Source organism: Phormidium yuhuli AB48 (genome assembly GCF_023983615.1).
GTDB lineage: Bacteria > Cyanobacteriota > Cyanobacteriia > Cyanobacteriales > Geitlerinemataceae > Sodalinema > Sodalinema yuhuli.
Genome location: NZ_CP098611.1, coordinates 3,385,938 through 3,409,863 on the forward strand (window position 1 = coordinate 3,385,938; position 23,926 = coordinate 3,409,863).

Sequence of the window (23,926 nt, forward strand, 5' to 3'; positions counted from 1 at the left end):
TTAAGGGCGCGATAACTCTCCTTTACTAACCTGACTGTGGGGGTGACAAAGAGTCTATAACGAAGACTAGAAAAGAGTTACAGCCCGTTGACCCTTGAGATAATCGACCCATTTTTGAGGACATAACCGTACGTGAGTTCGGGTTAAGCCGAACGAGGCAAAAGCCAGTCCAAGTCAAGAGAAGGCTTCTTGGGCTGATGGCAGTAGGCAATCAAGCCACACAGGAGATTGACGCAGAAGTTGACCGGACTGCGATGACGAGAATGCTCAATCTGAGAAATGTTCTTGAGCTGGTCGAGAATCATCTCAATAATGGAGCGTTGGCGGGACAGAAGCTTGTCATGGAGCCGCATCAGCTTGTTCTTCATATTACGGCGAGGCTTGGCGAAAAACGCAATGCCCAGGCTTTCGAGTAACTCTTGAGCCAGAGCCTACATTCCGCAGGTTGATAAATAATTAACCGGATGCGTAGTAATAGCGCTCAACGGGTGGAGTGAAGAGGTGAATAATCAATCGCCGTTCATCATTGAGATTGCTAATCTGCCTTTGCCCATCGAGATTAACCCAGTGGATTCCTTGAAACTTCTGCATAATCCAGCGAAAGGTCGGTTGAAGTCCTCGACGGCGACTTTCGAACTTGATGGTTTGAGGTAGGCAGTTGGCTAAGTCGGCGAGTCGAACCCAACGATGGCTTTGAATCAAACAGACCAATAGGGTCAACCGTAGCCATTGATGAGCGGTGAAATGCACAGCGACCAACTCTTGGTATAATGCTGGTAGATTTTTATTCATTTCTGTTTAGGGAGCCTTGTTGACAATGATGAGGCTCTTTTTTTTATACCAGATTTTCTGTAACCGTTGCTGGACAAGCGTTACAGACCCTTTGTAACCCCCACAGGGTTCGGACACAATCTTTTGTCAGTAAACCAGGTCAGAACAGGTGTTCTAAACTAAGCAAGGGAGAAGCTAGCTGAATGGATTGAACACTTTTTAGCTTATACGGCTTCTCCCTTGCTTGAGCCAACTCGGCTATCAATAAGTTAAACTGTTGAAAATAGAGGCAATAAACCAGCTTGTTGCGAATCACCAGTCAGCCTCATCTCAGACCAGATTTGCTGAACTCTTTACTAGACAAGAGTTTTAGTTATTTAGCTTATACCGAACTCAGGTTAAAAATAGTCCATGAAGGATGTTAACCCAGTTGGGATTGATAAAATTACCCTTATAAGGGGGTTAAAACGATTACGTTTTGCCCTCTATATCTCCCTATTGACCGCCCTAAGTAGCTGTGCTGCCTACCCCCGGTTACTCAATAGTCCCGTCGATCCTGGGGGACGAGGCTTGAACTCCCTCGCTGCCGACTTATCCCCGTCGATTTCCGATCGTTACATCGTCTTCGTCTCCGAGCGAGAACAACGACAGGACATCTATCTCTACGACCGGCAAAGCCAACGAACCATCGCCCTCCCCGGGCTGAATTCCCTAGACACCATTGCCGAGAGTCCCGGGATATCCGCCGATGGTCGCTATATCGTTTTTGCCGGAAACCGTCGGGGTCGCTCAGGAATCTTTATTTATGACCGAGAAACCCGGCAATTGCGTAACCTGACCGAAAATCTCGACGCAACTGTCCGTAATCCCAGTATTAGTGCCAATGGTAGCACTGTCGCCTTTGAAGCTAATCTTAATGGCCAGTGGGATATTCTGGTCTATAACCGTAACGGACAACCTCTGGACTTACCCACTCCCGTCCGTTGAGGTTGTCCCTATCCCATATCCCCTTCCTTGACGTGATATCATGAGTCCTTTTTGGTTCCGCTATGGTATTTCCAGTCTTCTGACTGCCGGACTGCTAACAGGAGTAGTAGCTCCCATTCCACAACTGGCTCCCCGAGGGGCGATCGCCCAAAACCAGGATGAACAGACCAACATCCGGGTTTACGACCAAGCCAGTCCCGCCGTCGTCGCCATCATCGCCGGCAACTCCAGCGGTAGCGGCAGCATTATCACCCCAGACGGTCTTATTCTCACCAACGCTCATGTCGTTCAAGAAGCCGCCGGCCGTTCCGTCCGAGTTCGACTCTCCAACGGACAGGAATATACCGCCGATATCTTAGGGTATGACCCCGCCGGCCAAGACCTGGCCGCCTTACGAATTCGTAACGCCAGTAACCTTCCCACAATTCAAATTGCCCGCCCCGAGTCCGTACGTGTCGGTCAACGGGCCTTTGCCATTGGCAGTCCCTTTGGCCTCGAAACCACCTTCACCGTTGGCATTATTAGTCGGATTGACCCTCGGGATGGAACCATCCAAACTGATGCCGCTATCAACCCCGGTAACTCCGGCGGTCCTCTACTCAACTCCGATGGGCAAATGGTGGGAGTCAACACGGCTATCTTCACCGTTGGCCGGGAAGGGGGCAACATTGGTATCGGCTTCGCCATTCCCATCACCGATGTCCGACCCTTTCTCACCGCCATTGACCAAGGACGGGGAGCCGATACCGCCCGGGCCGGAAGTCGTCTTCCTGGCGCACAACCGCCCCAAGCTGTTCAACTTGATGGAGCCCCCATTCGCGGCCAGTTAGGGTCCGACTCGAATATGTTACCCGTTGATAACAGCTACTTCAACGCCTATAGCTTTGAAGGGCGGGCCGGACAAACTGTTGTCTTGAACATGACCTCGAATGAGTTTGACGCCTATCTAATTCTCCTGGATTCCAACGGCAATTCTATCGCCCAAGATGACGATGGGGGAGCCGGAACCGATGCTCGCATTGTTAGCCAACTTCCCGCTAACGATACCTATATTGTCTTGGCTAACTCCTTCCGGGGCGGAGAATCGGGTCGCTATGAACTGACCCTCACCAGCCAAGCTGGGCAACAAAGCCGGCCTCAGACGAGCATACTTCTCGATGAACAAGGGGTATTACGCACTGGTGACCCCATGCTCCCCGACGATGGTAGCCTCTATCATGAATATCAATTTGAAGGACGAGCGGGACAATTGGTTACCATTAACCTGGAAAGCTCCGAGTTTGATACCTATCTTTTTCTCTTTGACAACCAGGATAATCTCATTGACCAAAATGACGATATTAACCCCGGGAATACGAATTCTCGACTAATGTTACGGTTGCCCTATACGGGGACCTACTTCGTGATTGTCAATAGTTATGACAACACCGGACGGGGACGTTATCGCTTAACCGTTGAGGAAAACTAAAGACAGCCCGCAGACACCCGGTTTCCCTGAGAAACTGGGTGTCCAATGGATTAGGCAGTTAGAGCAACCCCATCCAACTGAGAAAGGTTTGGCCCGTCACCGCTTCGAGAACCAGTAGGGCCACAAAACCAATCATGGCAAAGCGACCATTGATTTTCTCTGAATAGAGGTTCCAACCAAAACTGGGGGTCTCGGTGGATTCAGCCTGAGAGTCTGGCTCAGACTGAGGTGCAGATTGGGGGGTTTGTTGTTCGTCTGACATAGATTCAAAGGGCAATGACCGTCCGAGTTAACACTGTAGAGGATTTTGCCATTGAGTGACGAGGCTATTCGGGGAGTTTAGCCGAACTCCTGTTCCGTAACGCGCCAACTGGCAGCAATGACGCCCGGTTCTAAGCTAATCCGACTAATCGCCCGTTCGAGTAGTTCATCCTCGCGGCTTTGGGTCACCAGTTCCGCCTCGACTTCCACCCGGCCTCGGCTATTCTCAATATCTTCACTATGGAGCGATCGCAATTTCATCTGTCCCAAACTCAAGGATTGCAGCAACAAGGCTCGCACCCGCGCTTCGTCTTGTTCCATACAAACCAGAGAGCAACTGTAGCACAGTTCAATCTCACTCCCTTTGAGAGGTTCTTGATTAATGCGATACCCCAGGGGACGCAACACCAAATTTGAGGCTAACACCGCCAAAGACCCGACAAAGGCCTGGCTCAAATAGCCTGACCCCGCCAAGGCCCCAATCGCCGCCGCACACCAAATTGTCGCAGCGGTATTTAAACCGCGAACCGTTAGACCTTCCCGCAGAATCACCCCCCCAGCTAAGAAACCAATCCCGGACACCACTTGAGCCGCAATCCGAGTGGGACTCGCTTCATCGGGGGTGAGAACTGAGAGCATCACAAACAAGGAGGCGCCCGTCGCCACGAGGGTATTGGTGCGCAGGCCCGCCATCCGTTGCCGCCATTGTCGTTCCAAGCCAATGGCAGATCCCAAGAAAAAAGCCACACAAAGGCGAATTGTGAATTCGGTCCATTCCATTGAAGGTCTCCCAACGCATTGACTGATGGCATGATGGGCTATTTCCCCATTGCCTTGACCAAACCAATACCACTAAAGTACAGCATCGCCACGGCCCCGCCGAGTAAACTTTGAGTCAGGGGGTCTGTGGAGGGGGTTAAGACAGCTCCCAAAACAGCCGCCGTCAGAATCACATAGCGCCAGCCTGAGAGCATTTGTTTGGAGGAGACAATCCCCAAGGCGCCGAGAATCGCCTGCAATACGGGAACTTGAAAGGCAATTCCCGTACTAAACAGCAGCAGCAGAATCGTTTTGAAATACTCGTCAATGGACCATTGCTGAGCTACGACCCCGTCGCCGAAGTTGACAAAGAACTTCAGCGCCGCCGGAATGAGCGCCACGTAGGCGAAGACTAACCCGGCTAAGAACAGCACACTCGACCCGAGAACCACAGGAGCAATCAGTTTCTGTTCCCGGCGCGTCAGGCCCGGCAGCACAAAGCGGACAACTTGATAGAGGATAAAGGGCGTGGCCAGGAGTAGGCCACTGTAACCGGCCACCTCAATGGAGACAAAGAAAAACTCGCCGGGTCGAATCTGGATAAACTCAACTCCATTGGCGGGGGCTTCCAAGAGCCGCACAATGGGCTTCACGGTCAGGAAACAGCCAATGACGGCAATGAAGACGGCAATCAGGGAATAGAAAATCCGCTGTCGTAGTTCTTCGAGGTGGTCGAAGATAGACATCTCCACCTCAAAGGGCGCTTCATCGAGATAGCGATTCTCTTGTTCGGGGGGGTTGGGGGCGATTTGGGGTGTTTCCGGTGGCGACGTCATGACATCAACAGAGACAATGAGTTCAAGGCTGTGGTTGAGCTGTGCCTTTCATTCTAAACTGCCTCGGTTCGGTCAGTGGGGAAAACTCACCGGCGATCGCCCGTGAAGAACCCCAAAACATGATTTACAATAGGTAACTGTGATTTGTTTTACCAGGTCTTTTACTGTGCTACGATCGCTCGTTGCCGATTTTCGCATCATCTTTGAGCGCGACCCCGCCGCCCGCAACTGGGTTGAGGTGCTATTCTGCTACCCCGGTTTGCAAGCACTGGTGTTTCACCGCTTCGCCAACTGGCTGCACCACGTGGGGATTCCCTTTTTCCCCCGTCTGATTTCCCATATTGCTCGCTTCATTACCGGAATTGAGATTCACCCAGGCGCCACCATCGGCCAGGGAGTCTTCATTGACCATGGTATGGGAGTCGTCATTGGTGAGACGGCGATTCTCGGGGATGGCTGTTTGATTTATCAGGGTGTTACCCTCGGCGGAACCGGCAAGGAAACCGGCAAACGTCACCCCACCCTCGGCGAAGGAGTCGTTGTGGGAGCCGGGGCCAAGGTGCTGGGCAATCTACAAATCGGTCATAATGTTCGCATTGGCGCTGGCTCGGTGGTGCTGCGGGATGTCCCCTCCGATTGTACGGTGGTGGGGGTTCCTGGGCGCGTGGTGTACCGCTCTGGGGTGCGTGTGAATCCCCTCGAACATGGACAACTCCCCGACTCTGAGGCCCAGGTGATTCGGACGCTAGTCGATCGCATTCAAGCCCTGGAGAAACACGTTGAAATGCTAGAACAACAGGGACGATTCGCCTATCAGCAGTTGGAGAAAGTCGGGGCTGTCGCGGCTCCCAATTGTGACCTGAGTGAGCATACGATTCAAGAATTTTTAGATGGGGCCGGGATTTAGCCCCTTCGCTCTTCTCCTTCACTGGCCCGTTGAGACTCTTACCCTCAGCGGGCATTTTTTTAGAGAGTGATAATCGAGTATCAGAACTCCTGTTTATCTTATGGCTCATCTGCGATCGCTCAAGTTTCGAGTGGCTAAGATTCTCGACATGGCTGAGCCAGACGACCGCCTGGGCAAGTTCCTCGATTTGTTCATTCTCGGCTTGATTTTTCTCAATGCGATCGCCGTTGCCCTGGAAACCGTTAAACCCTTATTTGAAACCTACTTCCTGGCGTTCCGCCGCTTTGAACAGTTTACGGTCTTCGTGTTCACGATTGAATATGTGTTGAGGGTCTGGAGTTGTACAGTTATCCCCAAATATCGCCATTCTATCTGGGGCAGGCTTAAATTTATTTGTACTCCCTTAGCCATTATTGACTTGCTGGCGATTTTGCCCTTTTTTATATCTTTATACGTTCCCTTATTTTTCCCACAGTTCCGTATGGGCAGAACCATACGCTTGATTCGCTTCGTGCGGGTTTTTAAATTACATCGATATACCGAGTCACTATCAATTTTAATTCGTGTCTATCGACTCAAAAAAGAAGAGCTATTTCTTACCTTTTTTGTCTTGACGGTCCTCCTCTTTATGTCCTCAACCTTAATTTATTTTGCTGAACATTCCGCCCAGCCAGACGTATTTTCCAGTATTCCAGCGGCCATCTGGTGGGGAACCATTACCTTAACCACTGTTGGCTATGGAGATGTGTACCCCGTCACCGTTCTGGGGCGAATTCTGGGGGGAACCCTAGCCGTATTGGGAATTGGCTTATTTGCGCTCCCTGCGGGGATTTTAGCCTCAGGTTTTTCAGAGGAACTCGCAGCCCGAAAAGCACAAAGACGGGGCAGTGATGTGATTATTTGCCCCCATTGTGGCCAAGACATCAATAGTCCCCCTCACTACCGAGAAACGGAGTCTGGGGGACTAGAGGACGATTAAGGGTTCATCTCCTAACGGGCCATGCCGAAGACACTGCCGAGGGAACGCACCACATTGGCCGGTTCCATCGCATCCATAGCAGCGGTGGGTTCGTAGCCACAATGCACCATACAATCGGCACATTTGGGGTTGCCACTCTTGCGGCCATACTGACTCCAATCGGTGCTTTCCATCAACTCGTTGAAGCTGTCATAATGACCTTCATCCAGGAGATAACAGGGCTTCTGCCACCCCAAGACACTGTAACTCGGACTGCCCCAGGGAGTGCATTCATAGTCCTTATCTCCCATCAAGAAGTCTAAAAACAGGGGATTGTGATTAAAGTCCCAGTTTTTCTTGCCCGCTTTGAAGGGTGCGAGAATTTCCCGAAACAGGGCTTTCGTCTGTTCCCGTTTCAAGAAGTTATCTTGGTCCGGGGCTTTCTCATAGCTGTAGCCCGGAGAAACCATCATCCCATCGACGCCCAACTCCGTTAAGAAGTCAAAAAAGTTTTGCATCTCGCGAGGGTCTGTTCCTTCAAATACCGTGGTGTTGGTGGTCACCCGGAAACCCTTAGCTTTGGCGGCTTTGATAGCATTGACGGCAATATCAAAGACCCCTTTGCGGTCCACACAGTCATCGTGTTTCTCCCGCAAGCCATCGAGATGGACACTAAAGGTTAGATAGGGAGATGGGGTAAATTTGGCGAGGCTCTTTTCCAAAAGGATAGCATTGGTGCAGAGATAGATGAATTTCTTGCGCTGGACTAATCCGGCGACAATTTCATCAATTTGGGGATGTAATAAGGGTTCTCCCCCCGGAATCGAAACAACGGGAGCGCCACATTCCTCCACCGCTGTAAAACATTGGTCTGGGGTTAGATTCCGTTTGAGGATTTCCGTGGGATGTTGAATTTTACCGCAGCCAGAACAGGCTAAATTGCAGCGGTAGAGGGGTTCAAGCATTAAGACTAGGGGGAACTTTTTGCGTCCTTTGAGCCGCTGTTCCACGAGATATTTCCCCACCGCAACGGCCTGTTGAATTTGAATCGCCATACTCGTCGTTCTCCTCTCACCAAAAAATGCAGCAACAGACCTCATGATTAAACTGAGTTCTGTTGATATCTTGACTGTTTCATCTAGGACATCCCTAGGCCTACTATTTTAGCGGAAAGGACTGACGTTGGCCGGGGGGAGGGGGAAATCAGGACCGAGTTCCGAATTAGGGGGACGTGATTTCGTAGCGATCAGGATAGGGGGTGACGTTGAGGGTTCCTGCGTCCCCGTCGAGTTCAGCCACCACCCCCACGGGGAGAGCCGCGTTAACGCCATCATGACCGAAGGGGAGGTCGGAGACGATGGGAATTGTTAGGTCGCTGAGGCGATCGCGCAGTACCTCGGCCATGGTGAAACTGGGGGTTCCGGGGGGGACATCGCCGCCACTAAAGCGGCCGAGAGCAATTCCGGCAATATGCTTAAAACGCCCCGACATCCGCCAATGGGTGAGGAGACGGTCAATGCGATAGGGGGATTCGCCGGTGTCTTCAAAGGCCAGAATCGCTCCGGTTAAGTCCGGTTCATGGTCGGTTCCCATGAGATGGGTGGCGACGGTAAGATTGCCGGGAAATAAACGTCCCACACAACTTCCCCCACCCCAACCTTGACCTTGTATGGGACCGATCGCCCGTCCGGAAACCCACTTAAACAGTCGCTCTTGAGACCAATCGGGTTCGGCGGCCAGGGTTGTTAGCACAGGGCCATGGAGGCCCGACACTCCCTCTTTGGAGAGACTCCAGAGCAAGGCTGTAATGTCAGAAAAACCAATCAGCCATTTGGGGGGCAGATGCACTCCCCAATGCCAGTTTTCCAGGAGTCGTGTGGCCCCGTAGCCGCCGCGAAGACAGAGAATGCCCTTTACCTCGGGGTCATGGAAACTCTCATAGAGTCGTTGTCGTCGTTGGGAGTCGTCCCCTGAGAGATAGCCATATCGCCCATCCCAGCCGGGGGTGAGGACTAGGTGATAGCCGCGATCGCGCCAGAGTTGCAATCCCTGTTCGACGGTGGAGGATTCCCGCAGACCCCCACTAGGGGCAATGACATGAAGGGTGTCTCCAGGTTGGAGGCATGGGGGACTTAACAGACGCAGGTGCATAGAACTTCACTCGGGGGGGAGGAGGCCATGCCTCCTCAAGTGTACTGGTTAGAATCGAAAATTACCTCTAGGGCAGAGACCAAACGGCGATTTTCTTGGGGGCGTTTGACGGCAATGCGAATAAAGCGATCGCCCAATTCCTGGAAGCTCAGACAATCCCGCACAAAAATTCGCTGTTCCCGCAACAATAACCGTTGTAACTGATCTCCAGGCATCCTAGTTCTCACCAGGAGAAAATTCGCTGCCCCCCAATCCGCCGACAATCCAGGAATCTCATTAATGGCGTCCCAGAGTTTCTGTTTAGCCGGTTTCAACCATTGATAGGTACGCTGCTGAAACGCCGTATCGGCTAAAACGGCAGTTCCAGCCGCCGCCGCTAAGACATTAACGGGCCAAGAATCTCGCCAGCCTTGCCAGCGTCGCAACCGCTCAGGATTGGAGACAGCATAACCCAGTCGCAGGCCCGGCAGACTGTAAAACTTGGTGAGCGATCGCAACACCACCAAATTGGGAAATTCCGTCACCCAATCAATCAGGCTTTCCTGATGGTTCGGTTCTAGAAAATCCATAAAGGCCTCATCGGCCACCACTAACTGGGCCGTTTCCAACATAGCTCGTAAACGCCAACGGGGCCACAGTTGTCCGGTGGGGTTATGGGGATTATTCACGAGCAGTCCTTCCCGAGAACTGACCTGCCAAAGGGGTTGATTCCAGGCTGATACTGGACAGATTTTGGCTCCAAAGGTCTGGAGGGCACGACCATAGTCACCAAAGGCCGGGAGGGGCAAGAGAACGCGATCGCATTGGGACAGTTCTAACCCCGCCCAAGTCAATAATTCTGCCGCCCCATTGCCCGGTAACACCCAGGCTGGGTCAATCTTATGACTTTGGGCGATCGCCCCCCGTAAGGCCCCATAGTGCGGATCAGGATAGTTCCGCAGCTCCCCCAATGTCCTTTCAATTGCCTCAAGGGCAGACTGAGGGGGTCCTAGGGGATTGATATTGGCGGAAAAGTCTAAAAGTTCCTCGGGTGGGCATCCCGCGAAGGCCGCAGCCCAAGTCAAATTTCCACCATGAATTGGGGGATCGCTCATTATAAATGGAAGGGGAGAAGAACTTGGACACATAGCCAGACGCAATCAGAGTCTGAAATGGTCGTCCTAGCCGAAGCGGTAATGTGCCCAGATCCACCATACTCCTATGAGGGCCCCCCAGACCAGTAGACGACGGGTTAACCCCAACGCCTCCTGCACCACAGAAGCTGTAATCTCGCGGTCTGGTTTTCCCAATCGGGGTTTCTCCGTCACCACTCCTTGATAGCGATTCTCTCCTCCCAACTGGACCCCCAACGCCATAGCATAGGCGCATTCACTCCAACCGGAGTTGGGACTGGGATCGAGTTGGCCTTGCTCGTGACATTGTCCCCAGAGGCGACGGGGATGGCCCGAGAGCAGGGCGATAGTCAGGACAGTTAAGCGACAGGGAAGCCAGGTTAAAACATCCTCGGTGCGCGCGCTGCACCAGCCGATATCACGATAGGGAGAACGTTTATAGCCAATCATGGAATCCAGGGTGCTAACGGATTTGTAGGCAAGAGCGACCACTGCCGCGCCCCCTGGAGATACGATTGACCCAACAATTCCGTAGAATAACGGAGCAGTCCCCCCATCCACCGTATTTTCTGCTACCGTCTCCAAAACGGCCCGTAAGATTTCCGACTCGCTCAGGTCTTCCGTATCCCGTCCCACATAGTTTTTTAACCGTTGCCGGGCCCCCTCGATATCTCCTTGGAGAACTGGGGCTAAGACATCTTCGGCGGCCTGGCGTAAACTGCGTCCGGCTAGACAGGAGGCGAAGAGAACTATGGCGATCGCCCCCGCCAATCCCGGATGAATCCAGCCTCCTAGAGCTATCATCCCCCAAGCTACCCCTCCACTTCCCAATAGCATCAGCAAGGTTAACCCCACCCCCAGCAGTCGTAACAGGGGCGGCGATTGCGTCAGACGCAAGGCCGTCTCGGTATAGGCAGAAATGACCCAACCCATGACTTGCACCGGATGCAGCCAATGCCAAGGGTCTCCCAGAAGATAGTCGAGGAGGAGGGAGGCCAGGAAAATCAGCAGGGCGATCGCCCCATCGTCGAGGGCCATATCACTCATAATGGGTCTGACGGTCTCAACTGGGGTAACCAGGTCCAGAGACGCTTCCGGGTGAAGTCCTCAATGGCAAATTCAGCCCCCGCCTCCTGTAACACTTGGGGATCATGGGTGGTGGCCATGCCGATGGTGGTCACTCCTGCCCCGACGGCACTGCGAATCCCCAAGGGAGTATCTTCAAAGGCGATCGCCTCTCGGGACTCTCGCCCTAGCTGGGTTAAGGCTGTTTGATAGGGCAAGGGATGGGGTTTTCCCTGGGGTAATTCCTCGCTGATAATGAGCGTATCAAAGCGATCGCTCAATCCCAAGGAGGTGAGCATCATCTCCGCATTTTTCCGGGGCGCATTGGTGACGACAGCGGTGGCTAACCCCTCTTGAGAGAGCCAATCCAGAAGACGATCCAACCCCGCCAACCGTTGCATCTGATGGCCCCGTTCCCGGAACAAAGCTTCTTTACGCTGTGCTAGTTCCATCCCCACCTCAAAGGGCAGATGAGATAAGACATCCCGAACAATCGCCTCATTGCGATGACCTACCATAAACTGGTCATAGAAGGGGCGATCGATGGTGATTCCCTGATCCAAGAGCAGGTCTTGCCAAATGCTGAAATGCAAAATATCAGTATTGACGAGGGTTCCATCGAGATCAAAGAGAATTGCAGTGAGTACCAACCTGAAACTTCCCCCCGGTTCAACAGTAGCGGTACTATTGTTGCAAACTTTGTTGCAAACCGGATGGCTAAGGTCTGACTCTGATTTGGCGTTCCCTTCGGGCCGGCTCTCCCCGACGTATTACTAGGCGACTGACGCATCATGACTTCTTCAACTCCCACCTTTGGCGATCGCGCCCACCAAGCCATCAGCGCCCATGTCGAGCATATCCTTAAGTATGAGGAGGATGTTCTGGGCGATCGCGATCCCGAAGCCCTCCATCAAATGCGGGTGGGAATGCGACGCTTACGCAGTGACACCGTTGGCTTCGCCGCCGCCATTGAACTCCCGAAACCGGCCCGAAATCGCAAGATTGGCAAAATGGCCCGCACCCTGGGGGTGTTACGGGATATTGATGTGATGCAAGATTTACTCCAGAGGCAATTATTGCCCAACAGTCCCCAAAAAGAGCGCGATCGCCTCGAACCCGCCCTAAAAACCCTCGCCAAACGCCGTAAAGCCGCCCGCAAAGACACCGAGGAGTTACTGCGGGGCAAGGCCTACAACAAATTCAAAGGGGCAATTCAGGAATGGTTACAACATCCTCAATACCGTCCCTATGCCGATTTACCGATTCGGGATGTTGTCGCCGATATTCTACTGCCGAGTATTAGTGGCTTGCTGCTAGAACCGGGTTGGTGGGTTGGCCAGTCCCGGCCGACGGAGTCATGGGCTGAGGCCGACTCCTCGGGCAGCATCGAGACAGCAAAACTGACTCCAGAGGAGGTGGAAGCCTTGCTGCTGAGTCAGGGTAAACATCTCCATAACCTGCGTAAACAAACCAAGCGAGTCCGCTATCTCATGTATCTGTTTACCGACCTCTATAGTCCGACCTATCAGGCCTATGTCTCAGATATGAAAGAGTTACAAGAGGTATTGGGCAATCTCCAGGATAGCTATGTCATGGCGGAATTTCTCAGTGAGGCCTTAAATCAGGACTTTAGCAAGGTGGCCCCTGAGTTAGCCCAACAGCTACAACGGACACGCTATCAGGCTTGGACGGAGTGGCAACATCTCCAATCTCGGTATCTCTCTGCCCCGATTCGCCAAGTCTTTCGTTCTGAAGTCGTCAACGGCTACCAAGGTTAAGCGGGCCAAGACGGCCTCATCGCCAGTATCCTTCACCACGTCACCACGTCTCTATGGGCCACCTCGTTCTGCTTGCCGTCGGACTTGATCACTATTACTATCTTCAGCCTCTGCGGTTTGCGGTGCAAGATGCCCAGGGGTTGCGAGATTATCTTGTGGAGACGGGGCGGCTGTCTCCGGAGCATTGTGCTTTGCTGACGGAACAGTCGCCGCCAATTGGGGAGGAGATGGAAACGGACCCGAAAATGGCGGTTTTCCAAGACCTAGTACAAGACTGGCTGCCGGAGCAGGTGGGGGCGGAGGATGTGGTCTGGCTCTTTTTTAGTGGCTATGGGTTGAATCATGGCGGCCAGGACTATTTTTTGCTGCGTGATAGTGATCCCGAACGGCTCCCGGAAACGGCGATCGCGGCCCGCTGGCTGCTGGAGAGGCTTCAGACTCTCAAGAGTCGTCATATCAATTTATTTCTGGATATCTGCCGCCCGACGGCCCCGCAATTGGGGCAACGGATTGGCTCGGAGTTGGTTGAGTTGGCCCAAACCGCTGAGATTCCTCTCTTGCTCAGTTGTCAGTTGGATGAGCGATCGCGGGAATCCCGGGATTTACGGCGAGGCCTGTTTACTACGGCGTTGATGGCTGCCCTACGCTATCACGACGATCGCACCCTGGCTGAGATTGAAGGGGAGTTAAAGCAATCCTTAGGGATTCTGGCTGAGCAATGTCGCCAACCGCCTCAAACTCCTCTGTTGGTGGCTTCGGAGTCGAGGAAGGGGCGATCGCTATTTGTCAATGATTCACCCCCAGAGACGGCTCCCGAAGTCCCCGCTGACGCTACTGCTGACCTGGCCCCAGATAGGACAGAACCGGTGACGTCAGAGGCCACGCCCAAGGAGACCCCAGAGCCAGAGACTCCCCGCCGGACTGCGACGGCCCAAGCTGGGGGACTCTGGCAATTAGTGGCACTCTTAGGGGCGATCGCGGCCTTCCTCATGGTGGGTGTGTTGGGTGACCCCAGACCGCCGCAACCGGAGGAGTCCACCCCCACCGCAGAAACGTCCCCAGAGCCACCTGAAACGCCCCCAGACCCCAGTGAAAATCAAGAAATACTCGAACAGGCTCAAGGGCAAATCGACCCGGGACAGGCTTCATCGTACTGGCGGGCGATCGAGCAAGTGCGGCAAATCCAAGCCGGCGAACCGCTCTATGATCAAGCTCAAGGGGCGATCGAGGGCTGGAGTCAGGACATCTTAGAGTTAGCCGAACAGCGAGCGGAGGCGGGCCAGCTTCAATTTGCTATTGATGCGGCTCGCTTAATTCCCGAAACGAGCCAGGTTTATGAAACGGCTCAAGAACGAATTGCCACCTGGGAAAACCAAATCCCCTAATTTCCCCCGAATCCTCTCCTTGTACAGTCTCAACTCTGAAACTCTTTATGTTATCTGTTGCCGACGCCGAACGTATCATTTTAGCTGCCGTAGCCCCCTTAACGGAGGTCGAGGGGGTTCACCTTCCCGACGCCACGGGGCGTATTTTGGCGACAGCCGTCAAGAGTCAACTGGATTTTCCCCATTGGGATAACTCCGCCATGGATGGCTATGCGGTACGGTTTGAGGATGTGGCAGACTGTGCAGAGGATAATCCTCAAGCCTTAGAAGTGATTGAAGAGATTGCAGCGGGCCAGCCTCCCGAGAAAACTCTACAATCGGGACAAGCGGCTCGGATTTTTACCGGGGCCATGGTTCCCTCAGGTGCTGATACGATTGTGATGCAGGAGAATACGATCCGGGAGGGCGATCGCGTTCAAGTCCTAAAATCCCCCAAGGCCCTGGGAGAATTTGTCCGTCATCGCGGCCGCTTTTACCAAGCCGGAACCCCTCTTCTCAATCCAGGGATTCGCCTGGGAGCGGCGGAGATTGCCGTGTTGGCGGCGGCTCAATGTAATCTGATTAAGGTGATTCGTCAACCTCGGGTGGCGATTCTCTCGACGGGGAGTGAGTTGGTGGCTCCGGAGCAGCCTCTGAAACCGGGACAAATTGTTGATTCCAATCAATATGCTCTGGCAGCATTTTTAGAGCAGTTGGGGATTGAGGCCTTGCGGTTGGGAATTGTGGCTGATGAGCCTCAGGTGCTGCGTCAAAACATCCGCGAGGCTCTGCAATGGGGGGATGTGGTGCTGTCGACGGGCGGAGTCTCGGTGGGGGATTATGACTATATTGAGGGGATTTTACAGGAGTTGGGGGGCGAGGTGTTGGTGCAGTCGGTGGCGATTAAACCGGGGAAACCTCTGACGATGGCCCGTTTTGCTAAGTTGCGATCGCTCTATTTTGGTTTACCGGGAAATCCGGTGTCAGCTTTAGTGACGGCCTGGCGATTTGTTCAACCGGCCTTGCTGAAACTCTCGGGGTTGAGTCAGGGTTGGCAACCGCAATTTGTTGAAGCGATTACGGAGTTGGCGTTACCGGCTGCCCCCAGTCGAGAAACTTATATTTGGGGACAGGTGAAAATTCACGAGGGCCGTTTCTACTTTAATTGTGCTGGGGGCAGTTTTAGTTCGGGAAATTTGGTGAATTTAGCCCAAACTAATGCCTGTGCAGTAATTCCGGTGGGCAGTCCTGGAATTGCGGCGGGGGAACGGCTGTCTCTGCTGCTGCTAAGTTTCTGAACGATTCACAACATACTGCAACAACAAGGAGATCCGATGGCAAATAAGGTTGAAAACATCTACACAGATATTATTTCCAGTCTGCCTCCAACCGAACGGTTACAGTTAGCAACGCTTATTTTGAATGGACTCGCGAAACAACAAATGGATCGTGAGATAAATTTTGTTGATGATAGCGATGTCTGGACGCGGGAGGATGAAGAGGACTTAGCTCTGTTTGCCTTCCAACAGGGTGTCACTGATTTGTCACAAGAGGAGGATTAAACGGAGTGAGGAGGGGATTTTTCGCCCCTACGGCAACGGATGTAATCTGCATTGAACTCATCACATTTATCTATTATTTATTCATGACCAATGTTTAATCCCTCGGACTTATCTCTACGTCGTCTTGTGGCCCAGATGTTTGTGGTTCGGGCCTCGGGACATCTGTTTGATTCGCAAATTCGCTATCCGGCCTGGGAACCCACTCGGGAGCGTTTACGGCATTGGCTGGAAGATTGGGGCATTGGTGGGGTGTTGCTCATTGATGGGAGTGTTAGTGAGTTGCGACTGAGAACAGAGCAATTGCAAGGTTGGGCGGAGATTCCCCTGCTCCTCTGTGCTGATATTGAGGAGGGGGTGGGGCAACGCTTTACGGGAGCTACCTGGTTTCCGCCGCCGATGGCCTTGGGGGAAATCGCCCGGGAGAATTTGCCGGAGGCGGAAGGGTTGGCCCGGGAGATGGGGCAAGGGTTGGCTGCGGAAGCGGTGGCGGCGGGGTTGAACTGGATTCTGGCCCCGGTGGTGGATGTGAATAATAATCCCGAGAATCCGGTGATTAATGTGCGATCGTTTAGTGACAATCCTGAAATTGTGACGGCTTTGGCAACGGCGTTTATTGAGGGAACTCAGACGCAGCCGGTGTTGACGACGGCGAAACATTTTCCGGGCCATGGGGATACGAGTGTGGATTCCCATTGGCAGTTGCCCCGATTGCCCCATGATGCTCAACGCCTGGATGAGGTGGAGTTATTACCCTTTCGCGGGGCGATCGCCGCCGGGGTGGATGCGGTGATGACGGCTCATGTGCAGGTTCCCCTCTGGGATGCTCAGGCCCCGGTGACGCTCTCTCCTGAGGTGTTGCGGCAGCAGTTGCGGGGGAAATTGGGCTTTGAGGGATTGGTGGTGACGGATGCCTTGGTGATGGGGGCGATCGCCAATCAGTATGATGCCCGAGAAGCGGCGGTGTTAGCGGTGGAGGCGGGTAACGATATTGTGTTGATGCCTGACGATTTGCCTGGGGGGATTGAGGCCGTCTGTGAGGCGGTGCAGTCGGGGCGAATTCACCGCGATCGCATCCTCGAATCGGTGCAACGAATTGCCAAAGCTAAAGAAAAGTTGAAGCTTTCCACAGCCTCCCCCTGGTCGGATTTAGCCCAAGTTGCCTCTCGTGATGCCCAGGCCTTGGGCGATCGCATTCTTCAGCAGTCGGGCCAGGCTCGCCCCGGACCGGTCGCTGCCGTCAAACAGGGGTATAACCTAGTTATTGTGGACGATTGGTTGCGTAGCCGCTATCTGGACCACCACTCTCCCGCCATCGCTATCCCCAAACAGCAGGGATATCAGCCCAATTTGCTCGATCTGCATGGCGATCGCCAGCCCAGTTCGGCGATGCTTTCCCAGCCGACAATGGTGCAAGTTTTTATTCGCGGCAACCCCTTTGGAAGCAGTGCCGCTCTGGCAAACTTAGCTGAAGAATGGCTTAACAAATTATTAAGAGATGGCGACTTGAGGGCGATCGCCATTTATGGTAGTCCATATAGTCTCAAACGATTCTTGCGCCAAATCCCTACATCTGTTCCTTATGCCTTTTCCTTTGGACAAATGGCGGCAGCCCAAGAGATCGCTCTCCATCAGTTATTCCCTGATTTACGGCTAGACTGGTCATCTCTGACTCCTCTAGCCTAGGTTCGCTGAGTTTGGGCTGTGTACGGACTCCCTAGGTTCGGATCTGTTAGGATGGCGCAAAGGACAGCCATTTTCAACGATCTCGGAGCCGTCACACTCTAAGACAATGCCCAACTTAATGAAAATTCATTAGACTTGAGTATAATTGAGTTGTCCCTACCTCAAGGATCCTCAAATGTTTGTATAGAAGATTACAGCTTCTGACATCCATTGTCCGGATCCCGTTGGTACACCCCAACTCAAACTTAGATATACACCGAGCTTTATGGCTTACAAGCCAACTCAACTCGGCTCCCCTATCTATTTACAGTTCAATTCACGCACTCATCACAGGGATATATTATGACTCTCACCACAACGACCCGGTACAGTATTGAAACCATCGAAGAGGAAGCTCGCCACTTGGTGCAAAAGGGATCTGTTAGCCGGCAGCAGCCCATCTACACCCTCTGCGTTCATATCCCGGCTCGCCATTGGTCTTCCGTTGAAATCGAACTGGAGAAGCACGACTACCTACTCCGCGATCGCATCGGCGACCTAGTCGGCCCAGAGACCTGGAAAAACGACTAGATGGCAACTCCCCTATAGCCTTGTCGTTTCCATGACCATTTAAACAAGGCTCGGGAGATGGGGAAGTAGTCCTTGCTACCATTTTGTGATTTTTTCCCCAGGTTCTCCCGAGTGATTTGGGTCAGGCCCCAATGGCACAATACCCAATTAAACCCTAATGATGAGCTGTCAGAGAACGGCTCACCATCGGGGGGCTTTTGGCCAAGCCTGTCATGTTGCAGGCGTGGGGCTACCCCCGAGATATCTTTAATACTCAGAGTCAGATTTAGGGCGACGCAGTTGTTCCAACTCCTGGCGTAGTTTTGCCACCATTTCTGAGAGTTGTTCTAACTCTTCTTCCGTTGCAGGTTCGTCCTCCTTGACATCAGCATCACCGCTGACATCAACAGTCTGAGGCGCATCCGTCGATGATGCTCCTAGGATTTCGTCCACAAAGCGACGTGCTTCGAGTTCGGTGAGTTCTCCTTTTTCTGCCAACTGCTGTACTAGGGCTTCCCAATCCTGGTTTTGTAGGGCCTGGAGGTTTTCTTCCCGTTTCTGAGCATCTTGCAAACTCTCAAGGGCCGTCGAGGCTGCGCCCACCGTAGCGCGGAAACTGGTTTGTAAGGATTGCATCAAGGTGTCAGGGTTCATAGGACTTTGACCGGTAAAGAGCTAGGACGTTGACTGTATGTTAACAAAAGTGACGAGTGATCGGGCAAAAAGCGCCCCTAAGCTCCCGATTCCCGTTTAAATTGGGGTCCCAGTTGCCAATTTGCTGGCTGCGCTCCGCCTCTCCTGCTCTAGGAACGGGGACGACAAATACCAAAGACTGAGGTATAGCCATGCAAAAAGGTTGACCCCCCTACGGGGCCAATTTCCCCATTGCAGAAGAAACCACTCAGGGGAAGATGGGGCAGATAGCGGTGGAACAACTGAGAATCAAAATTCGGCTGGCCATAGAGGCCCCGCCCCCGCCCGAGACAGGCAAACATCAAGGCCCCAAAGGGTCGGCTAGGGGCATCAGGGGACTGTGCGTAGCGTTGTAAGAGGGTTTCAAGGTCGTCAGCAGAGGTTTGGCCGTCCCGTAGATGAAATTGAATCCGCTGTCCCGGGCGCACACGATCGCCAATCGCGATCGCCCCGGCCTGAGGATCGACCCCAACGAGATTACGAATCAGAAAATCTCCCGCTTGGAGTTGTTGGGTAAACTCATCACGCACCACGCCGATAAATAAGGACTGTTGGGCCAACTCGCGATCGCTCTGACTCAATTGAGTAATCAACTCCCGCAACAGTTCCAGAGGCGGCCGGGCCGTTTCCGTTTGTCCCAAATCATCCAGAGTCATAATAATATTCCGTTCCCCCGAGGCCACTCGATAGGGTTTCCCAATAGGACGACATCCCTGGGCCACAATCGTATCGAGTTGGATATTGCCGGATAGGGCCAAGCCGACCACTCCCTGGCTCAGGGTGCGATCGCCACAAAATAAACTCCCGCCATTGAGCACAGCACCACTGGAGAGTCCTCCGACTTTAGGCGCCTTGGGATAGGCATAATCCAGGCCCTGAAGACAATCAGTAATACCCGTCATCATCGGATCAGCCAGGAGAATCAATTGGGGATCCTCCTCTGGATTCACCCCCAACGTCTCCACCCAGCGATCAGGAGGACTATCGAGATCCGGTAAATCCTCTAGGGAGAGATAAAACTCCTGAATTTTGACCCCAGGAAGGTGAGCGAGGGTGAGGCTTAGGCCAATATCCCCCTCAATTTCCACTGTTTCAATGGACTCTCCCCCCGTCTCAGGGGTACCGATGACTCCTCCCCCACCACAGCCGATCAGGGGCAGATCCGGGAGTCGCTCCCGCAACAGGGGCAACACACGGGGATAATCACTGGCAAAGGCTGAGGAGATGAATATCAATCCCACATCAGGCGGCTGTGTCAGAGCGGCCAGGGCCTGATCGACCACATCAGAGATGGCAGCTTCCAGAGACGGACGAGTTGATAGGGAATTAACCCACTCCATAGGTGTTTCTATCCCAAGGATAGAGGGAACAGGACAGATGTTCGAAACTCAGGGCGATCGGTGGCAAATCTAAAAATAACGATAGGGTTTTGGCTCGTTTGCCCGATTGTCCGGTATCAGTGATCCTATCAAGAAGCGACCCGAACGCACGTCAGAATCCGGGAGTCTCAGCCGGAAGGCGGCGGTGTGCCGATGATCCTTTCCCAGAGACCAACCCGGATCTCGACTTCGGGTTTGACTTTCTTGTTAAGATCGAGCCGGTGACTGTTCACGAGAGACAATCTCGTGAGACCTTGGGCGCTAGAGTCAGCCCTGAGGGGGCGATCGCCCTAGGTTCGGCCGTAATGCCCCTGCCTAAAACAGACGCCCATCATCGACCAATTTAGACATTGTCTCAGAGCTAGGGGAACCTAAATCCTAGAAGATGTCTAAACTAAGAACAGGTAACTATCCAAACGAACGAGATTATGAGCAACAACGACATCCAAACCCAAATCGAGCAAGAGCGCCAAGCTGCACGTGACGCCTGTGACACCAGCGGAGCCAATTCTAAAGAATGTGCTGCCGCCTGGGATGCTGTGGAGGAGTTACAAGCAGAAGCCTCTCACAAGAAGAACCAGCCTCAAAAAACCTCTTTCGAGACCTACTGCGACAACAACCCCGACGCGGCAGAATGCCGAGTATACGACGACTAGAGACAATACCCACCAAACCAACGCTTGTCAGCTAGGCAGTGAAGGGGTTTCCTTCACTGCCTTTTCTTGGGCCCCAGGGTGAGATCCCCAGTTTCGGGCTGATTCAGCCATCCGTAGCTCCGAGAGCAAGCCCAGGGAAATTCTAAAAACAACAAGCCCCTACATTATACGCCTTATCTCTAGAAATGAATCATTATTTTAATAATCTTTTTATCCCTTCAACTAGCTTTACTATAAGCCCTAAAAAACCAATTATAAATAATCATTAAAAAGTTGTCCTTTCCGGCAGTGACCTCGATAGGATAATGAATGAAGCTTAGCCACGCGGGATGGATAATTATGGTTACTAGCGCACCTCAATCGACCTCTGGAACCTCCAAGACCGAAAGCCTTGTTTTATGGTTTGAAGATGTTGGAATCGCTGATGTTCCCCTCGTCGGAGGTAAAAACGCCTCCCTAGGGGAGATGATTCAACAACTGTCCGCCAAAGGGGTAACCGTCCCGACGGGCTTTGCCACAACCGCCTATGCCTATCGCTATTTTGTCAAACAAGCCGGACTGGAAAGCAAGCTGCGGAAACTGTTTTCTGACCTGGATGTGGAGAATTTAAAAAACCTGCGCGATCGCGGCAAACAAGCCCGCGCCTTGGTTTTGAATACCCCCTTCCCCAAAGAACTGGAAGTGGCGATCGCCACCGCCTACTTCAAGCTTTGCGAACGCTATGGAGCCGACACCGAATTCTGTGAACGCTTCGATCCCGAATATCGCCAAGCCTGTAAAGAATACAGCTACGACACCGACGTTGCCGTGCGATCGAGTGCCACCGCCGAAGACTTGCCCGATGCCAGCTTTGCCGGACAGCAAGAAACCTATCTCAACGTTCATGGCGCCAAATCAGTCCTCGAAGCCTGTCACCGCTGCTTCGCCTCCATTTTCACCGATCGCGCCATCTCCTATCGCACCATCAAGGGCTTTGATCACTTTGAAGTTGCCCTTTCCGTTGGGGTGCAAAAAATGGTCCGGTCTGACCTAGCCTCATCCGGGGTCATGTTCTCCATCGACACAGAAACCGGGTTCAAAGATGCGGCGCTAATTACCGCCGCCTATGGCTTAGGTGAAAATGTGGTTCAAGGTGCCGTCAACCCCGACGAATACTTCGTCTTTAAACCCACCCTTAAACAAGGGTTCCGTCCAATTCTGGAAAAACGCCTCGGCAGCAAAGAAATCAAAATGGTCTATGACGTTGGCGGCGGCAAACTGACCAAAAACGTCCCCGTTGCCGAACCCGAACGTCTCAAATTCGCCATCACCGATGATGAAGTCCTCACCCTAGCCAAATGGGCCGCCATCATCGAAGACCATTACAGCGAAGTCCGGGGCCAATACACCCCCATGGACATTGAATGGGCCAAAGATGGACAAACCGGGGAAATGTTTATCGTCCAAGCTCGCCCGGAAACCGTCCAATCTCAGAAATCCGGCAACGTCCTCAAACACTATCGCCTCCAAGGCAGCAGCGAGATTCGCGTCACCGGACGAGCCGTGGGTGAAGCCATCGGCCAAGGATTAGCCCGGGTGATTCGTGACGTGCAGCAAATTGACGAATTTGAACCTGGCGATGTGCTGATCACCAACAAAACGGACCCCGACTGGGAGCCGATTATGAAGAAAGCCAGTGCGATCGTCACCAACCAAGGGGGTCGCACCTGCCACGCGGCTATTATTGCCCGAGAAATGGGCATCCCCGCCATTGTCGGCTGTGGCAACGCCACTGGTGTCTTGAAAACCGGGGAAGAGGTGACCGTCTCCTGTAGTGAAGGGGAAGAAGGAAAAGTCTATGCCGGCTTGGTTCCCTTCGAGATTGAGGAAACCGTCTTAGATAACCTCCCCAGCACCCAGACCAAAATCTTGATGAACGTGGGTAACCCCGAAGAAGCCTTTGGCCTCTCCGCCATTCCCTGTGACGGCGTTGGCTTGGCTCGCTTCGAATTCATCATCGCCAACCACATTAAAGCTCACCCCTTGGCCCTGCTGCACTTCGACGAACTCGAAGATGCCGCCGTCAAACGGGAAATCGCCGCCTTGACGGCCGAGTACGAGGATAAATCCCAATTCTTCGTCGATAAACTGGCCTACGGCATCGGCACCATCGCCGCCGCCTTCTATCCCAAACCCGTGGTGGTGCGGATGTCCGACTTCAAGAGCAACGAATATGCCAACTTGCTCGGAGGACGGCAGTTTGAACCCTACGAAGAAAACCCGATGATTGGCTGGCGTGGTGCCTCTCGCTACTACGATCCCAACTATGCCCCTGCCTATGGCTTGGAATGCAAAGCCTTGAAACGGGTTCGCGATGACATGGGCTTGACGAACGTGATCCCCATGATTCCCTTCTGCCGCACCCCGGAAGAAGGCCGCAAAGTTCTGGCGGAAATGGAAAAATATGGTCTCAAACGGGGGGAAAATGGCTTGGAAGTCTATGTCATGTGCGAGATTCCCAGCAACGTGATTCTGGCCGACGAGTACAGTAAAGTCTTTGATGGCTTCTCCATCGGCTCCAACGATTTGACCCAGTTGACCCTCGGCTTAGACCGTGACTCTGGCTTGGTGGCTCACATCTTCGATGAACGCAACGAAGGGGTGAAAACCATGGTGCGGATGGTCATTGAACGGGCTAAAGCCAACAATCGTAAGATTGGCATCTGTGGTCAAGCCCCGAGTGACTATCCCGAGTTTGCCCGCTTCCTGGTCGAACAAGGGATTGACTCGATTAGCTTGAACCCTGACTCGGTTCTCAAAACCATTCTCGACATTGCCGAGTTTGAGTCCGGCCGCTCTTAAACCCACCCCGTCTGAGGCGAGGGGACTCCTCCTAAACTCAGACTGATACGAGTCCCCAATGACAACATTGGGGACTTTTTACCGTATTTTGACCTCGGCGCGATCGCGCTTGCCCCAGAGTGCGTCAAAATAGGAACTATCCTCCT

23 protein-coding genes and 1 pseudogene are annotated in these 23,926 nt (G+C 53.1%); 12 read left to right on the forward strand and 12 right to left on the reverse strand.

What is annotated here, in order from left to right; translation table 11 throughout:
* Positions 1-143: 143 nt before the first annotated feature.
* Both NEA10_RS14530 and NEA10_RS21125 read right to left on the reverse strand, forming a co-directional pair.
* Positions 144-428 (reverse strand): annotated as a pseudogene (locus NEA10_RS14530) (transposase); the annotation flags it as partial.
* A 28-nt stretch (positions 429-456) separates the two neighbouring features.
* Complete coding sequence (locus NEA10_RS21125) at positions 457-792, reverse strand: hypothetical protein (RefSeq protein WP_374111920.1); 336 nt, start codon at positions 790-792, stop codon at positions 457-459.
* Positions 793-1,182: 390 nt separating this feature from the next.
* Between NEA10_RS21125 and NEA10_RS14540 the strand changes: the two genes are divergently transcribed.
* Together NEA10_RS14540 and NEA10_RS14545 are read left to right on the forward strand one after the other, a co-directional pair.
* Positions 1,183-1,758 carry a TolB family protein gene (locus NEA10_RS14540; protein ID WP_252661682.1) on the forward strand — a complete coding sequence of 192 codons (576 nt, stop codon included), beginning with the start codon at positions 1,183-1,185 and terminating at the stop codon, positions 1,756-1,758.
* Between the two features lie 40 nt (positions 1,759-1,798).
* Complete coding sequence (locus tag NEA10_RS14545) at positions 1,799-3,226, forward strand: DVUA0089 family protein (protein ID WP_252661690.1); 1,428 nt, start codon at positions 1,799-1,801, stop codon at positions 3,224-3,226.
* A 58-nt stretch (positions 3,227-3,284) separates the two neighbouring features.
* Here the strand turns inward: NEA10_RS14545 and NEA10_RS14550 are convergent, their stop codons facing one another.
* The 3 genes from NEA10_RS14550 to tatC all read right to left on the reverse strand — a co-directional run bounded on the left by NEA10_RS14550 (position 3,285) and on the right by tatC (position 5,082).
* The gene (locus NEA10_RS14550; protein ID WP_252661692.1) at positions 3,285-3,488 is read right to left on the reverse strand and encodes a CAB/ELIP/HLIP family chlorophyll-binding protein; all 204 of its coding nucleotides are present in this window, start codon (positions 3,486-3,488) and stop codon (positions 3,285-3,287) included.
* Between the two features lie 77 nt (positions 3,489-3,565).
* Positions 3,566-4,267 (reverse strand): MgtC/SapB family protein, encoded by a 702-nt coding sequence (locus NEA10_RS14555; RefSeq protein ID WP_252661694.1) that lies wholly within the window; start codon positions 4,265-4,267, stop codon positions 3,566-3,568.
* Between the two features lie 38 nt (positions 4,268-4,305).
* Positions 4,306-5,082 (reverse strand): twin-arginine translocase subunit TatC, encoded by a 777-nt coding sequence (tatC, locus tag NEA10_RS14560; protein WP_252661697.1) that lies wholly within the window; start codon positions 5,080-5,082, stop codon positions 4,306-4,308.
* Between the two features lie 166 nt (positions 5,083-5,248).
* Between tatC and cysE the strand changes: the two genes are divergently transcribed.
* Together cysE and NEA10_RS14570 are read left to right on the forward strand one after the other, a co-directional pair.
* On the forward strand, positions 5,249-5,989 hold the full coding sequence (cysE, locus tag NEA10_RS14565; RefSeq protein WP_252661699.1) for a serine O-acetyltransferase: 741 nt from the start codon (positions 5,249-5,251) through the stop codon (positions 5,987-5,989).
* Between the two features lie 100 nt (positions 5,990-6,089).
* The gene (locus NEA10_RS14570) at positions 6,090-6,968 is read left to right on the forward strand and encodes an ion transporter (RefSeq protein WP_252661701.1); all 879 of its coding nucleotides are present in this window, start codon (positions 6,090-6,092) and stop codon (positions 6,966-6,968) included.
* 11 nt (positions 6,969-6,979) lie between these two features.
* On the opposite strand, the gene hpnH is transcribed toward NEA10_RS14570, so the two are convergent.
* From hpnH to NEA10_RS14595, 5 genes are all read right to left on the reverse strand, one after another.
* Positions 6,980-8,002, reverse strand: coding sequence for an adenosyl-hopene transferase HpnH (hpnH, locus tag NEA10_RS14575; protein WP_252661709.1), 1,023 nt, complete (start codon positions 8,000-8,002; stop codon positions 6,980-6,982).
* Positions 8,003-8,168: 166 nt separating this feature from the next.
* Positions 8,169-9,098, reverse strand: coding sequence for a S66 peptidase family protein (locus NEA10_RS14580; RefSeq protein WP_252661711.1), 930 nt, complete (start codon positions 9,096-9,098; stop codon positions 8,169-8,171).
* Positions 9,099-9,133: 35 nt separating this feature from the next.
* Positions 9,134-10,192: a threonine-phosphate decarboxylase CobD gene (gene cobD / locus NEA10_RS14585; RefSeq protein WP_252661718.1), complete on the reverse strand. Its 1,059-nt coding sequence runs from the start codon at positions 10,190-10,192 to the stop codon at positions 9,134-9,136.
* 66 nt (positions 10,193-10,258) lie between these two features.
* The gene (gene cbiB / locus NEA10_RS14590) at positions 10,259-11,257 is read right to left on the reverse strand and encodes an adenosylcobinamide-phosphate synthase CbiB (protein WP_252661726.1); all 999 of its coding nucleotides are present in this window, start codon (positions 11,255-11,257) and stop codon (positions 10,259-10,261) included.
* A complete protein-coding gene (locus NEA10_RS14595) occupies positions 11,254-11,925 on the reverse strand; it encodes an HAD family hydrolase (RefSeq protein ID WP_252661728.1) in 672 nt (223 codons plus the stop codon). The genes cbiB and NEA10_RS14595 overlap by 4 nt, the downstream gene beginning before the upstream one ends.
* A gap of 141 nt (positions 11,926-12,066) precedes the next feature.
* On the opposite strand from NEA10_RS14595, the gene NEA10_RS14600 reads away from it, so the two are divergent.
* From NEA10_RS14600 to NEA10_RS14625, 6 genes are all read left to right on the forward strand, one after another.
* Positions 12,067-13,053 carry a CHAD domain-containing protein gene (locus tag NEA10_RS14600; protein ID WP_252661730.1) on the forward strand — a complete coding sequence of 329 codons (987 nt, stop codon included), beginning with the start codon at positions 12,067-12,069 and terminating at the stop codon, positions 13,051-13,053.
* A 53-nt stretch (positions 13,054-13,106) separates the two neighbouring features.
* Entirely contained in the window at positions 13,107-14,438 is a 1,332-nt protein-coding gene (locus tag NEA10_RS14605) for a caspase family protein (RefSeq protein WP_252661732.1), read from the forward strand.
* A 47-nt stretch (positions 14,439-14,485) separates the two neighbouring features.
* Positions 14,486-15,715 (forward strand): molybdopterin molybdotransferase MoeA, encoded by a 1,230-nt coding sequence (locus NEA10_RS14610; RefSeq protein ID WP_252661735.1) that lies wholly within the window; start codon positions 14,486-14,488, stop codon positions 15,713-15,715.
* Between the two features lie 36 nt (positions 15,716-15,751).
* On the forward strand, positions 15,752-15,979 hold the full coding sequence (locus tag NEA10_RS14615) for a hypothetical protein (RefSeq protein ID WP_252661737.1): 228 nt from the start codon (positions 15,752-15,754) through the stop codon (positions 15,977-15,979).
* 90 nt (positions 15,980-16,069) lie between these two features.
* Positions 16,070-17,662: a glycoside hydrolase family 3 N-terminal domain-containing protein gene (locus NEA10_RS14620; RefSeq protein WP_252661739.1), complete on the forward strand. Its 1,593-nt coding sequence runs from the start codon at positions 16,070-16,072 to the stop codon at positions 17,660-17,662.
* 342 nt (positions 17,663-18,004) lie between these two features.
* The gene (locus NEA10_RS14625) at positions 18,005-18,232 is read left to right on the forward strand and encodes a DUF4327 family protein (RefSeq protein ID WP_252661741.1); all 228 of its coding nucleotides are present in this window, start codon (positions 18,005-18,007) and stop codon (positions 18,230-18,232) included.
* Between the two features lie 246 nt (positions 18,233-18,478).
* Here the strand turns inward: NEA10_RS14625 and NEA10_RS14630 are convergent, their stop codons facing one another.
* Both NEA10_RS14630 and NEA10_RS14635 read right to left on the reverse strand, forming a co-directional pair.
* Complete coding sequence (locus tag NEA10_RS14630) at positions 18,479-18,865, reverse strand: hypothetical protein (RefSeq protein ID WP_252661743.1); 387 nt, start codon at positions 18,863-18,865, stop codon at positions 18,479-18,481.
* Between the two features lie 149 nt (positions 18,866-19,014).
* Entirely contained in the window at positions 19,015-20,244 is a 1,230-nt protein-coding gene (locus NEA10_RS14635; protein WP_252661745.1) for an FIST signal transduction protein, read from the reverse strand.
* A 467-nt stretch (positions 20,245-20,711) separates the two neighbouring features.
* Between NEA10_RS14635 and NEA10_RS14640 the strand changes: the two genes are divergently transcribed.
* Together NEA10_RS14640 and ppsA are read left to right on the forward strand one after the other, a co-directional pair.
* Entirely contained in the window at positions 20,712-20,939 is a 228-nt protein-coding gene (locus NEA10_RS14640; RefSeq protein ID WP_252661747.1) for a Calvin cycle protein CP12, read from the forward strand.
* Positions 20,940-21,278: 339 nt separating this feature from the next.
* On the forward strand, positions 21,279-23,780 hold the full coding sequence (ppsA, locus tag NEA10_RS14645; protein WP_252661749.1) for a phosphoenolpyruvate synthase: 2,502 nt from the start codon (positions 21,279-21,281) through the stop codon (positions 23,778-23,780).
* The last annotated feature ends 146 nt before the right edge of the window (positions 23,781-23,926 follow it).

Excerpts from the sequence above, each read along its gene's own strand:
- NEA10_RS21125 (WP_374111920.1), bottom strand. The coding sequence starts at position 792 with ATGAATAAAAATCTACCAGCATTATACCAAGAGTTGGTCGCTGTGCAT.
- NEA10_RS14540 (WP_252661682.1), top strand. The coding sequence starts at position 1,183 with ATGAAGGATGTTAACCCAGTTGGGATTGATAAAATTACCCTTATAAGG.
- NEA10_RS14545 (WP_252661690.1), top strand. The coding sequence starts at position 1,799 with ATGAGTCCTTTTTGGTTCCGCTATGGTATTTCCAGTCTTCTGACTGCC.
- NEA10_RS14550 (WP_252661692.1), bottom strand. The coding sequence starts at position 3,488 with ATGTCAGACGAACAACAAACCCCCCAATCTGCACCTCAGTCTGAGCCA.
- NEA10_RS14555 (WP_252661694.1), bottom strand. The coding sequence starts at position 4,267 with ATGGAATGGACCGAATTCACAATTCGCCTTTGTGTGGCTTTTTTCTTG.
- tatC (WP_252661697.1), bottom strand. The coding sequence starts at position 5,082 with ATGACGTCGCCACCGGAAACACCCCAAATCGCCCCCAACCCCCCCGAA.
- NEA10_RS14570 (WP_252661701.1), top strand. The coding sequence starts at position 6,090 with ATGGCTCATCTGCGATCGCTCAAGTTTCGAGTGGCTAAGATTCTCGAC.
- hpnH (WP_252661709.1), bottom strand. The coding sequence starts at position 8,002 with ATGGCGATTCAAATTCAACAGGCCGTTGCGGTGGGGAAATATCTCGTG.
- NEA10_RS14580 (WP_252661711.1), bottom strand. The coding sequence starts at position 9,098 with ATGCACCTGCGTCTGTTAAGTCCCCCATGCCTCCAACCTGGAGACACC.
- cobD (WP_252661718.1), bottom strand. The coding sequence starts at position 10,192 with ATGAGCGATCCCCCAATTCATGGTGGAAATTTGACTTGGGCTGCGGCC.
- cbiB (WP_252661726.1), bottom strand. The coding sequence starts at position 11,257 with ATGAGTGATATGGCCCTCGACGATGGGGCGATCGCCCTGCTGATTTTC.
- NEA10_RS14600 (WP_252661730.1), top strand. The coding sequence starts at position 12,067 with ATGACTTCTTCAACTCCCACCTTTGGCGATCGCGCCCACCAAGCCATC.
- NEA10_RS14605 (WP_252661732.1), top strand. The coding sequence starts at position 13,107 with ATGGGCCACCTCGTTCTGCTTGCCGTCGGACTTGATCACTATTACTAT.
- NEA10_RS14610 (WP_252661735.1), top strand. The coding sequence starts at position 14,486 with ATGTTATCTGTTGCCGACGCCGAACGTATCATTTTAGCTGCCGTAGCC.
- NEA10_RS14615 (WP_252661737.1), top strand. The coding sequence starts at position 15,752 with ATGGCAAATAAGGTTGAAAACATCTACACAGATATTATTTCCAGTCTG.
- NEA10_RS14620 (WP_252661739.1), top strand. The coding sequence starts at position 16,070 with ATGTTTAATCCCTCGGACTTATCTCTACGTCGTCTTGTGGCCCAGATG.
- NEA10_RS14625 (WP_252661741.1), top strand. The coding sequence starts at position 18,005 with ATGACTCTCACCACAACGACCCGGTACAGTATTGAAACCATCGAAGAG.
- NEA10_RS14630 (WP_252661743.1), bottom strand. The coding sequence starts at position 18,865 with ATGAACCCTGACACCTTGATGCAATCCTTACAAACCAGTTTCCGCGCT.
- NEA10_RS14635 (WP_252661745.1), bottom strand. The coding sequence starts at position 20,244 with ATGGAGTGGGTTAATTCCCTATCAACTCGTCCGTCTCTGGAAGCTGCC.
- NEA10_RS14640 (WP_252661747.1), top strand. The coding sequence starts at position 20,712 with ATGAGCAACAACGACATCCAAACCCAAATCGAGCAAGAGCGCCAAGCT.
- ppsA (WP_252661749.1), top strand. The coding sequence starts at position 21,279 with ATGGTTACTAGCGCACCTCAATCGACCTCTGGAACCTCCAAGACCGAA.